We start from the raw sequence: 12,337 nt of genomic DNA, 5'->3' as shown, positions 1-12,337 counted from the left end.
GATTTGCTATCCGAAATCGAGGATCACCTAGGCATGGATGCCATCCCGTTTTCTTGGCCAGTGGGCATGGCAAAACGTTTTGGTGGGGTTTTTAACCTACCCAAAGACCAAATGCATGTGTTTGACAACAAAAACAAAGATCACCGCGCTGAAAATATTGAAATCTTGCCAGGGCTTCACAATCCCGATACCGAAGCACGTTTTGGCGCCGAATACGCCAAAGCACAAGAGGAAATCGAACTTATCCAAGCCGCCACACCGGATTTTGATTTGCATGCCTTTTTAGCAGGCAAACAAACCCCTGTGTTTTTTGGCTCAGCGTTGAATAACTTCGGCGTCCAAGAGGTACTGGATGCACTCGTCGACATGGCACCTCCCCCTGGCCCGCGTGAAGCCGTCCAACGAGAAGTCAAACCCACCGAAAACAAATTCACCGGTATGGTGTTTAAAGTCCAAGCAAACATGGACCCCGCTCACCGAGACCGCGTCGCTTTTGTGCGAGTCAGCTCAGGTCATTTTACCCGTGGTATGCGCCTTAAAGTCGCTCGCACCAACAAAGAAATCCGCCCAAACAACGTGGTTTCTTTTTTATCGCAACGCCGCGATCTTGTCGAAGAAGCATTTGCGGGTGATATTATCGGGATTCCTAACCATGGTGTATTGCAATTAGGCGATGTGTTAACCGAAGGTGAAACCCTACAGTTTACTGGCTTACCCTTTTTTGCCCCTGAGCTCTTTCAAAGTGTGGAAGTCAAAGACCCTTTACGCACCAAACAGCTACGTACAGGGCTAACTCAGCTTGGCGAAGAGGGAGCCATCCAAGTCTTTAAACCCCACCTTACAGGTGGTAGCTTGCTACTTGGTGCTGTAGGGCAACTACAGTTCGAAGTGGTTGCAGACCGACTCAAAAACGAATATGGTGTAGACGCTCGTATGTCCCCGTCTCGCTATAATCTGGCACGTTGGGTCACATCTAAAAACCCCGCCGCACTAAAAAAATTCATTGATAGCAACGCGGCCAACATCGCGTATGACGTGGTCGATGCCGTCGCCTTTTTGGCTAGCTCCCCCGCTCAACTACGCGTAGCGCAAGAACTACACCCCGACATTGAATTTCACACCATGCGCGAGCATAGTGGCCAGCTTTTCCACTAATTATCTAACGTATCATGTGACAGTTGTTGGATTCTGTCACATGCTCTCGCTGCGTATTCAGTACAATATAAGTATTGTTTTTATTCTCTTATTTAATTAAATCCAGTCTATGTCTTGGCGCATTATTATTGTCACTCTGCTTCTTGCTATTGCCGCCTCCATTTGGGGTGGGCTGCAACTAGGCAACTGGCTTATCGCAAACGGCCCGTTAAAATCGGATGTGCTTGATGCGTATAAAGACCTTTATACCGTCCCCACCCTAGATGCAGACGGCAAACCCTACGTACCCGCTCCGCCGCAACCACTCGTGGATGGTCGTCTTGCCGTTCCCGATACCCCTGAGCCTGCCGAATGGGAAATTAATCACAATACTGATTTGTTAGCTGAGCGCCCTCCAATTGCTTTAGCCACAGCCTCTGGAGCCTCAACTAGAACAAATGATTTTGCACGCCATCACGTGAGTCCTAGCGGCTTACAGGGCTTAGCGCAAATTGGTACGCTAACACCTCATACGATGAGAACTTCTGAGCCCAATAATGATGTGATCCAGCCCATCGATATCGGGACACCACCCCCGCCCCCCTCTCAAGAAGTACAAGCCCCATCCCTGCCTATTACCGCTAACCCTAACTGGCAAGTGGATTTTCAGCGTGAGCTTCAAGCATGTGATCGCTTAGGCTTTACAAAAGTCCCTAGCTGCAAATGGGACGCACGTAATAAGTATTGTGGCCCACATAATGCATGGGGTCGGGTTCCAGGTTGTCCAGCTAAAGCCTTCTAAACAAAAAAGCCTCGGTTTGACCGAGGCTTTTTTTAGGATTCAGCCGGTGTGCTACTTTGGCTCTGCAGATAATTGGGCAAGCCCATTTTTTCAATTAAGTCTTGTTGGGTTTCTAACCAATCAATATGCTCTTCGGTGTCTTTTAAGATATGTAACAATAAGTCTCGTGAAACAAAATCCCCCACAGACTCACAGTGCTTAATTCCCTCTACGACGGTAGCGTGTGCCGCCTTTTCTAGGGATAAATCGCACTCTAAAATTTCTGGTACGTCTTCACCAATACGTAGTTTATGTAGATCTTGTAAGTTAGGTAAGCCATCTAACATCAAAATACGATCAATGAGCAAATCAGCGTGTTTCATTTCGCCAATTGACTCGTCGTATTCGACTTTACCTAATTTATCAAAGCCCCAGTGATTAAGCATGCGAGCATGCAAAAAATACTGATTAATGGCGGTGAGTTCGTTTTTTAATTGTTGATTCAGGTAGGAAATAACTTGTTTATCGCCTTTCATGGTGTTCTCCGATAAGAGCCGTCTTCACCCCATTATAGGGCGGCCTACCCTAAAGTATAGGCGAAAACACCAGTCAGGCAGAGCCCATTACACTTATTGAGCCACCACCGCTGCTGTCAGTTGAGTATCATTTGCTGCCTGACGTCGCGAGCGAGTGATTTCCGTCGCATGTAAATGATGTTCAAATTCCGGAACAGGAAGCAACTCCATAGCGCTTTCAGCGCAACGGCCACAGTTAATCGCCACCCCTAATTCGAACTGCAAATCTTCAAGTGTGGACGCCCCATTGGCTACTGCGGTTTTAATTTGCTTATCCGTGATTGCACTACAGATACAAATATACATGAGAATCATTATCATTTAGTTGAGCTAAGACAAACCATACCACTGAAAACAAAAATAAACAAGCGTGAAAAAACAACACTATAACTAACGGAATTCTCTTTTCAATTCGCAAGCATCGACAGTCCACGAGCAACGTTATATCTTTTGTATATGGCTTTCGTCGATTTTTATTTTTTGTGTTTTTCTTATGATGATGCACCCAGAGACTGCTCATACTGATATGCCACTTGCCCCTCCTACGGTAAAAGACCGCATCACGATTCATCAAACTATCCTACGTTTGACCGCTATCTATAAAACCGTGGCGCTTGCTATCGTACTCATTGGCGTTGTGCTTTGGTTGACCATCATCAACCGTATTTTGCACTTTGGGCGTACCTTGGATTACTCAGGGCTTGAAGCCCTAGGCATTGATGCCGCCCTAATCAAACAGTACAACCCTTTTTTTTGGTGGACAGTGGTTATCATTTGCACTCTACTGTTTAGTTATCTGCTTTTTCACCTCGTCCAGTACACTCGTCAACGTGCCAGTCAAAAGGTTGTCTCTGATACCGACCTGTCGGAACTACTAAAAAAAATATCGCCTGCAGCAACACATGTCCTTTCTTGGGCTTGGCAGCAGCGACGACACCCCATCACCGTCGGCGTTTTACAACAAACCACAGCACAGCTCGGCGCAAATCGTTATGCCTTGATTTGTTTAGCAAAAAAACAAGAACAACAAATTCAAAATCATCTTGCGCCCACAACAAAACACACAGAACCCTTGCATCATTTATGATTTTGTGTTTTATTAGTGGCATGACTATTTCACGCACAGCCTCTATCTGCAGCATTCCTACTACCAGCGCTTACCGCTGCGTCGCTGCTCGTGCGTATGCCCAAACACTTTCCTTACTGCCTCTACTACTAGCGCCCGGTTGCCGGGCCTAGAGTCTAGTGGCAGTCCGGCAGCCATATACACAGCCACATATTTGAACGCCGTCACCGGCAATTCAAGTATTTTTGTGGTTCAGGTGGCGGCGAAAAGGTTTTACTTTTTGTCCCACAGGTGTATCCATGATTTCCAATCCCGCTTCAAAATACGTTCCCTTTAGCCCTTTTGCTAAAGACTTCTCCGATCGCACATGGCCGTCCAAACGCATCACGCAGCCCCCTATTTGGATGAGTACAGATTTACGTGATGGCAACCAATCCTTAATTGAACCCATGAGCGTAACCAGCAAATTACGCTTTTTTGAGTTGCTCGTAAAAATCGGATTCAAGGAAATCGAAGTTGGCTTCCCTTCTGCCTCACAAACCGATTTCGACTTTGTGCGCAAGCTTATCGACGAAAACCGCATTCCAGATGATGTGACCATCATCGGTTTGACGCAAGCTCGCCAAGACCTTATCGAGCGTACTGCCGAAGCGATGGCGGGTGCTAAAACCTCCATGATCCATATGTACAATGCCTGCGCTCCTGCTTTCCGTCGCATTGTCTTTAAAATGGAAAAAGAAGAAGTCAAACAAATTGCTATCAATGGCACCCGCATGGTCAAAGCTGCGATTGCTAAATATCCGCAGACCAAATGGCGCTATGAATACTCCCCAGAGGTCTTTAGTACCACTGAGCCAGAGTTTGCTCTAGAAGTCAGCAATGCTGTCATCGATGAGTGGCAACCCACCCCTGAAGATCCAATGGTATTGAACTTACCTGCCACGATAGAAGCCACCACCCCAAACCTATACGCCGACCAAATTGAATGGATGCACCGTAATTTGCATAATCGTGAAAGCGTTGTCATTAGTCTTCACCCGCATAATGACCGTGGAACAGGGGTAGCTGCTGCCGAGCTGGGCTTAATGGCCGGCGCAGATCGAGTCGAGGGCTGTTTATTTGGTAATGGTGAGCGCACCGGTAACGTTTGTTTAGTTACCTTAGCCTTAAACCTCTACACTCAAGGCATTCACCCAGGCTTGGATTTCTCCGATATTGACGAGGTACGCCGCATTGTCGAAGAGTGCAATCAGATTCCTGTTCACCCCCGCCACCCCTACGCCGGCGACCTTGTGTTTACGGCATTTTCTGGCTCCCATCAGGATGCCATTAAAAAAGGCTTTGCTATACAAAAACCGGATGCCGTATGGGAGGTTCCTTACTTACCTATTGACCCTGCCGACGTGGGCCGTAGCTACGACGCAGTGATTCGCGTCAACAGCCAATCCGGTAAAGGTGGGGTTTCGTATCTCCTTGAACAAGAACACGGTTTAGTCTTGCCTCGTCGCTTACAAATTGAATTTAGCCGCGCTATCCAAGCGGTTACCGATAGCACCGGTAAAGAGGTCAACCCTGAGCAGGTCTATGGTATTTTTGAAAAAGAATACTTGCGCACCGAGGGGCCATGGAAGCTCGTCACGCATAAAATCACTAGCCAGCCTAAAGCCGAAGACGGCACCCAGCAATTCGATATTGAAATTGATATGCTAGAAAAAGGGCAGCCCATCAAGTTGCACGGTAAAGGCGAGGGCGCGTTAGCCGCCTTTATTAATGCTTTGGATATTCCAATCCGAATTATGGACTACACCGAGCATGCCATTGGCAGCGGCACGGACACCAAAGCCGCTACCTATGTAGAAATGCGTATTGGTGAAAACCCAAGCGGCTTTGGGGTAGGTATCCATCAAGACATCCTTACTTCATCATTTAAAGCTATCCTAAGCGCTATTAACCGCCATGCTTTACAGCATGATGGCAAGCTCAACATTTAACGGTTCCTAATAAAAAAGCCCAAACTCACAATCGTTTGGGCTTTTTTTATCCGTATTTTTACCAGGCCGTTTCCGCGGGCTCCCACATCACATCCACGCTTTGCTTTTGTGCTGCCACAAGCATTTCGTACAAAGGATAAGCTCGCTGTTTAAAGCCCACTGCGCGACTCATTGCCGGCACTTTAGGCGCATCTGGGTCGTCTTCGTTCACCTCATCATCCACTACCGGCGCCTCGTCCATCGCCGCCTTTAATCCAGCTATCGCCGCTGGCAACTGATCAGGGGTGAAAACTCCACGCTCAGGTAATACCCCATCCTCGAACCGTTTCCCCGCCGCCTCTAAAACAGGTAGCGCATGCTTACCTAACATCAAAATGGACGCCGAGGCTTTTGAGATAAATGTAATTAGCATCTGGTTTCCCCCCTAAGACAAAAATAGCACCAACCGCACTTTTTCTTGCGTAATGAGTTCAAGATAACACAAAGCTCAATAAGAAGGAGAAGTTATGCGAAGCCTAATTGTTGCTATCTATGTCACTATCTATCTTTTTGCATATGCGGCTCAAGCCAATACCTGCACGCCAGCCCCTAGTCCTCATTATTGTTCTACGGCAGCCCCTAGCCACACTAATACATCAAACTGGCTTTTCCCCAATAGTGCCTTAAACCCTGTGGATCTATACACAGGTGATAAGTTTTTACAAGAGGTCGACTACTACGGACACCCGCAAGCGCCTGACCTGCGTTTAATTCGCTATTACCACTCTCAACGGCCTCATTTATCTGCATTAGGCACACAATGGCATTTGCACTTTAACGCACAATTTGACCCAAAAACATCACACATTACTTTTTCTGATGGTCAACAACGCTCTTTGCCCCCCACTGATATACAAACCCAACCCCCATTTATTATCTGGCACGCTTCTAACGAAGAGTCATGGTGGTTTCATCAGTCATCAGGCTGGTTAGCTCAAATCCACTTTTCCCAACGTCCCCCATTAATTATTCACCGCCACACACAGCCTGAGCTTATACATCAGATTCAAAGCGTAGAGCAAAATCAGCACCAACTGCATTTTATTTACGACACTAACCAAATCCCTGTACGCTTACAGGCAGTTCAAACTCCGGTTGGTGAAATCCATTACCATTATCAAACCACGTCACAACAGCAACTGCCTTTCTTAGCCCATGTCACCTACCCCGATCAGCGCCGTCTGCTTTACCATGCCGAGCCCGACTACCAACAAGGTAACCCTTGGGCAATTACTGGTAAAAGTATCCAGCAGCACTGGCAGCAACCACCTAAGCGGGTTCGTAGCTGGGTCTATGATCAAAAAGGCCGTGTCATCTTTAGTATGGGAACTCAAGCCCATGAGTGGGTGCGTACCTACTATCCTGATACACAATTTCCAGACCAAACTCGTCTACAAGGTCCACAAGGCCTGACTCACGTCCGCTTTGATTTAAGCTTAACCCCTCCACGTATTGTTGAGGTTTCTGGGGCAGGTTGTTGGGGCTGCCCTCCCCCATTTACGCAAAGCCAAAATCATGTGTCATTACAAGCCATGAAATGGCAACGCCATCCTGATCAATCCACTCAACTGCACCTACAGCTACCCGGCTGGCCTGATTTATCACTTCACTACAATGCCGCAGGGCAACTCACTCAATGGCAAAACAGTTATCAGCAGCCAGTTACCCTCCACTATGAAGGTCAACGAGCACATCGCATCAATTGGGCAAATAACACCCAGCACACCGTCCACTACAACTCACAAGGACAGGTACAAACCATAGACTATCAACATGCACAACAGACCTTACAAACACGTCTTTCTCGCCCTCACCCACGACACCTAGTCATTGATCATCCTACAGAGCAAGAATATTTACGTTTTAATGAGACAGGGCAATTACTTTCACGCAAAATTCAACGTCATCTCCTGCCCCCTTCCTCTTCTACTCCCATTAACTGGCACTATGAGGAGCGGTTTGAGTACGATGATCAACAGCGTTTAGTGCAGCACCATCTACCCGAAGGAGGCGTACTGCAATACATTTGGGGTCCTAAGCAAATCGAACGTATTGAATGGATCAATCGCCAACAACATACACAATGGGTCGTTCGTAAAATACCATTAGGCTATGAGTATGCAAACCTAAGTCGTCGCCTGGAAGTGCAACATGGCCCCCACCACTTTATCTATGTAGGCACAACGCAAACAGCTTGGTGGCAACAACTTCAACGCCAGGAAAAAGGCTTGGTCACCGCACGTCATCAATCCTATGACCTATTGCCCTCCCAGCCTCGTTGGCACCATCACTACGCTTATAATACGTCGCGCCAACTAGTAATAGAAAAAACCAATGCCCCTTCACCTCGCTTTTATGCTTGGCGCCAAAGCGGCCTTTTAGCTGCTAACTCTGCCACTTCTACTCCCTTAATTCAACGTGATGCCGCTGGTTGGGCAACTCGATGGCAACAAGATGAAAAAGACTACATTTTGGGATACAACGCCTTAGGACGTCTACATACTGTGCATAACCCTGTGGAAACTGTACAAAAAAACAGTCATAATGCCGCGGGCTTCAGAATTTATACACAACATTATCCACAAGACCAACAGCAGTTTTTTCTTTATCACAATAAAAAACTGGTTGCTGAATACACTACCCATCTAGAGACCAAACTCCCTACAGATGCGGTTCACCCCATTTCAAGACGCTATATTTATCTAGATAATCAGCCCATCGCTATGATTGATTATGATGCACACCCTGACGGTGAGTTACTACTTATGCACAGCGATCACTTAGGAGCTGTGCATATCATCAGTGACTTAGAGCAAAATCTGCGCTGGGCAGCCACTTACGATGCCTTTGGTTATGCGACTCAGCAAGCGGGTGATCTAGATTTTCATTTACGACGCGAAGGTCAATACCATGATATGAGCACAAACTGGCACGACAACCTGCTGCGCACTTATTTGCCTCAACAAGGACATTTTTTAGAGCCCGATCCAATTGGACCGACCCCTTTCAGTCAGCTATATGGTTATAGCCAGCAGCAGCCACTCAACCATACTGACCCTTGGGGCTTATTATTGTTTGCTTTTGATGGAACCCGCTATGATCACACGGTAAACAGTGTAGTTCATCAACTACACCAAGCTTCTCAAGAAACCAGCTATTACGTCGCCGGTCCCGGTAACCCTGAAACCCTTGATTGGGATGCTCTCATCGCCCACAGCGCTGGACGTATTGTAAGAAAACAATGGGACGCCCTCATTCGCCATCTCATCTACTTACAACACAACGCCCCTCACACAGTTGTTCCCATTGATATTATTGGATTTTCTCGTGGTTCTGCGCTCGCCCTTCACTTTGCCAACCAAGTTTTAAAATATACAAAAAATGGCTTGTTTAGTTATACCAATCGCTATGGTGATCATGTACAAATGTGTATTCAACCCCGTTTTATTGGCTTATTGGACACCGTAACTCAAATGGGAATACTTGGCTCCCATAACTTTCTCTTTAGCTTTAGTGTATCTCCCTTGTGGCAATGGGTAGGACATGCTGTCGCCTTGCATGAGTACCGATACCTCTTTCCTCTACACGCTCTTGGCACTGGAGATAATATTATAGAAATTGGTCTAATAGGAGCTCATGGGGATTTAGGTGGTGGCTACCCAGAGCCCACCGAAGCTGATACCCGCCCTTTAAGCGATATCGCATTAGAGTGGCTGCTATGGCAAGCTCGAGCTCAAGGGCTAGCTTTTGATCCAATTCCTTTAAACTCCGATGCTAAGTGGGCCTATCTTCATGACGAAAGCCTACTCATAGAGTTTGATCGTGACGTCGAAAACTATGATTCCCTTTTTTTCGTGCACCCCTCTTTACGAAACAAACAGTTTCTACACCCTACTTATGGCTATGGCGCACGGCGCCAAGTCCGCGCATTTTTAGATAGATCGCTATCAAAAGAAGAAAAAATCCACAATCGAGTGGCCAAAGTAGATCTAGAGGCCTATTACGAATGGTTAAAACCTTATTTTTCTACAGAGCCGTAAACACGATCAGACATACCCTTACTGAACAAAACCGCGTTTCACGTTATGATGTAAGCCTAATCGTTCGGGCTTGAGCCAATCTGTATTCTTACGCGCTCGCCTTTATTTATTGCCTATTTTCTCTCAAACAACCTATGCTTGCTCAGCAACAACAACAGCTCAGCGCCTGCATTCAGGCCGCCGTCCAATCTTTGGTGCCAGACGCTAACCCGTCTATTGTTTTAGAACGCCCTAAAGTCGCCGCCCATGGTGATGTGGCAACCAACGTCGCTATGCAACTGGCGCGTCCGGCCAAGCGTAACCCTAGAGAACTAGCTCAAAGTATTGTGGACTTTATTTTGGCCGATGCCAGCATGAAAGACCTCATTTCCTCGGCAGAAATCGCTGGCCCAGGCTTTATCAACTTTCGCTTAACACCTGCAGCCCACCAGGCTGTACTGCCAGAGGTTTTTACTCAAGGCAATGCCTTTGGTAATCAGCCAGCTACCCAACAAAAACTCATGGTGGAGTTTGTCTCTGCTAACCCTACCGGCCCCTTACATGTGGGGCATGCACGTCAAGCAGCGCTTGGCGATGCCTTATGCCGCTTATTTAGTAGTCAGGGGTTCGAGGTTAGCCGCGAGTTTTACTATAACGATGCCGGCAACCAAATCGATAACCTTGCTATTAGTGTACAAGCGCGCGCTCAGGGTATTGCTCCTGACAGCCCCGAGTTTCCTGCCGATGGCTATAAAGGCGATTACATTATGGACATCGCCCGCGCTTTTTTAGCCAAAGAAACGGTTTCTGCTGCGGATGGCGAGCCCGTCACCGCTTCCGGTGATATCCAAAATCTCGATGACATCCGTCGCTTTGCCGTAACGTATTTACGTCACGAGCAAGACTTGGATCTAAAAGCTTTTAATCTGGTTTTTGATAATTACTACCTCGAAAGCTCACTATACACCGATGGTCGCGTCGATGCTGTAGTCAAAGCCCTTACTGAAGCGGGTCATACCTATGAAGCAGATGGAGCGCTTTGGTTACGCACCACAGAGCTCAACACTGGTGACGACAAGGATCGCGTGATGCGCAAACGCGAGGGGGGCTATACCTATTTTGTACCAGACGTGGCATATCATGTTTCTAAATGGGAGCGCGGTTTTCATCACGCAATCAACATCCAAGGCACAGACCACCATGGCACAATTGCTCGCGTGCGCGCAGGCTTACAGGGCTTAAACATGGGGATCCCCGCCGACTACCCCGCTTATGTTTTACACAGCATGGTAAAAGTGATGCGAGGCGGCGAAGAGGTCAAAATCTCCAAGCGTGCCGGCAGTTACGTGACCTTACGTGACTTGGTAGATTGGGTAGGGTTAGATGCGGTACGTTTTTTCTTGGTTCAGCGTCGAGCGGACTCCGATTTTGTATTTGATATTGATCTCGCTCTTTCTAAAAGCGAGGAAAACCCCGTTTACTATATCCAATACGCACATGCTCGAGCACACTCTGTCTTAAAACAGACGGCTTTATCTAAGCAAGCCTTAGCAGAAGCCGACTTTAGCTTGCTCACCGCCCCTAGCGAAATCAAATTGTTACAGCGTCTGGCTGAATATCCCGCTATGCTAAGCCAAGCCGCCAAGGATCTTGCTGCTCATCAGGTGGCGTTCTGGCTACGTGACTGTGCGGCGGATTTCCACGCCTGGTATAACAGCGAGCGCGTTATGGTAGAGAACACCGCACTAAAAACCGCTCGCGCCGCCCTGACGGCTGCTACTGCACAAGTCATTGCTAACGGCTTAGATAAGCTCGGCGTCAGCGCTCCTAAAACCATGTAATTATCATTATGGCCACCCGTCGTAAATCAACAGCTAAACCTTCTGCCGGCATGTTTTCCGGCATCCTGATTGGGCTAGTCATTGGGCTTGCCGCGGCGGTGGCCGTGGCACTTTACGTCACAAAAGCCCCCATGCCTTTCATGGATAAAGCGAGTCAAGAAATCGAACGCATTCTACTGCCTGATGTGCAACATGCTCCCGACCCCAATATTGGTCTCTATGGTGAAATGGCCCCCTTAGATCAACCCGTTTTTATTGGAAAAGAAGCCGAGATCGCACAAAATCTGGGGCAGGTGGCAGCCCCCTCAACGCCCTCAATCCCTACCCCCTCTACAGATGCACTCGGTAATTTAATCGCTCAGCTTCCGAATCCCCATGCCGCTAAGCCAAGTGCCCCTAAAACCACTACTCAGGTTGCTAAAGCCGCCCCCTCCACCTATTACCTACAAGCGGGCGCTTTTCGCTCTGCTCAAGACGCAGAAAGCATGCGTGCCCGCATATTATTACTCGGCTTAGATGCGACTGTTCAAAAAGGTGAATACAGCGGTGGTACCATTAACCGTGTTCGGGTGGGTCCATTTAATGGGCTCGATCAAATGAATCAAGCACGAGCGACCCTAGGTAAAGAAAAAATTGAAACTTCTGTGGTACGTCCTTAGTCATACCACTATTTATTGGAGTCACAGGAATCATTATGTCTTATTTATCTCTTTTTAGTCGCTTGACAGCAACGGCAGCACTAGCTGCTAGCGTACTTATTAGCCCTGCTGTTACGGCTCAAGAGCCCGCCCCTAACTCTTACATCACCCTAGGCCAAGCCATACCAGCGGATAGCCTAAATAAAACCGAGGTGCTTGAGTTCTTTGCGTATAGCTGCCCACATTGTGCCGT

At 47.6% G+C, this 12,337-nt stretch carries 10 protein-coding genes and 1 pseudogene; 8 read left to right on the top strand and 3 right to left on the bottom strand.

Features of this window, described 5'->3' with window-relative positions; all coding sequences use genetic code 11:
* Positions 1–1,155: peptide chain release factor 3 (locus Q1V74_RS05260; RefSeq protein WP_300647371.1), on the top strand; the 1,155-nt coding region annotated here is incomplete at its 5' end.
* A 109-nt stretch (positions 1,156–1,264) separates the two neighbouring features.
* Positions 1,265–1,936: a hypothetical protein gene (locus Q1V74_RS05255; protein ID WP_300647370.1), complete on the top strand. Its 672-nt coding sequence runs from the start codon at positions 1,265–1,267 to the stop codon at positions 1,934–1,936.
* A gap of 32 nt (positions 1,937–1,968) precedes the next feature.
* Here Q1V74_RS05255 and bfr read toward each other — a convergent pair whose 3' ends face one another.
* Positions 1,969–2,451 carry a bacterioferritin gene (gene bfr / locus Q1V74_RS05250; RefSeq protein ID WP_260650977.1) on the bottom strand — a complete coding sequence of 161 codons (483 nt, stop codon included), beginning with the start codon at positions 2,449–2,451 and terminating at the stop codon, positions 1,969–1,971.
* A gap of 93 nt (positions 2,452–2,544) precedes the next feature.
* A complete protein-coding gene (locus Q1V74_RS05245; protein WP_260650996.1) occupies positions 2,545–2,796 on the bottom strand; it encodes a (2Fe-2S)-binding protein in 252 nt (83 codons plus the stop codon).
* 187 nt (positions 2,797–2,983) lie between these two features.
* Here Q1V74_RS05245 and Q1V74_RS05240 point away from each other — a divergent pair, with 187 nt between their 5' ends.
* Positions 2,984–3,577 (top strand): hypothetical protein, encoded by a 594-nt coding sequence (locus Q1V74_RS05240; RefSeq protein WP_300647369.1) that lies wholly within the window; start codon positions 2,984–2,986, stop codon positions 3,575–3,577.
* Between the two features lie 278 nt (positions 3,578–3,855).
* Entirely contained in the window at positions 3,856–5,547 is a 1,692-nt protein-coding gene (gene leuA, locus Q1V74_RS05235; protein ID WP_300647368.1) for a 2-isopropylmalate synthase, read from the top strand.
* A gap of 58 nt (positions 5,548–5,605) precedes the next feature.
* Here the strand turns inward: leuA and Q1V74_RS05230 are convergent, their stop codons facing one another.
* Complete coding sequence (locus tag Q1V74_RS05230) at positions 5,606–5,959, bottom strand: DUF1840 domain-containing protein (RefSeq protein WP_300647367.1); 354 nt, start codon at positions 5,957–5,959, stop codon at positions 5,606–5,608.
* A gap of 94 nt (positions 5,960–6,053) precedes the next feature.
* On the opposite strand from Q1V74_RS05230, the gene Q1V74_RS05225 reads away from it, so the two are divergent.
* The 4 genes and pseudogenes from Q1V74_RS05225 to Q1V74_RS05210 all read left to right on the top strand — a co-directional run.
* Complete coding sequence (locus Q1V74_RS05225) at positions 6,054–9,626, top strand: RHS repeat-associated core domain-containing protein (protein ID WP_300647366.1); 3,573 nt, start codon at positions 6,054–6,056, stop codon at positions 9,624–9,626.
* Positions 9,627–9,760: 134 nt separating this feature from the next.
* Positions 9,761–11,446, top strand: a complete 1,686-nt coding sequence (gene argS, locus Q1V74_RS05220) for an arginine--tRNA ligase (protein WP_260650982.1) — start codon at positions 9,761–9,763, stop codon at positions 11,444–11,446.
* A gap of 8 nt (positions 11,447–11,454) precedes the next feature.
* Entirely contained in the window at positions 11,455–12,105 is a 651-nt protein-coding gene (locus tag Q1V74_RS05215) for an SPOR domain-containing protein (RefSeq protein ID WP_260650984.1), read from the top strand.
* A 35-nt stretch (positions 12,106–12,140) separates the two neighbouring features.
* A pseudogene (locus tag Q1V74_RS05210) lies at positions 12,141–12,337 on the top strand (thiol:disulfide interchange protein DsbA/DsbL); the annotation flags it as partial.

The organism is Paenalcaligenes sp. (assembly GCF_030152715.1).
Classification (GTDB): Bacteria; Pseudomonadota; Gammaproteobacteria; order Burkholderiales; family Burkholderiaceae_B; genus Paenalcaligenes; species Paenalcaligenes hermetiae.
Note: the sequence above shows the minus strand (reverse complement) of the source record. Positions and strands in the feature narration are given on the sequence as shown.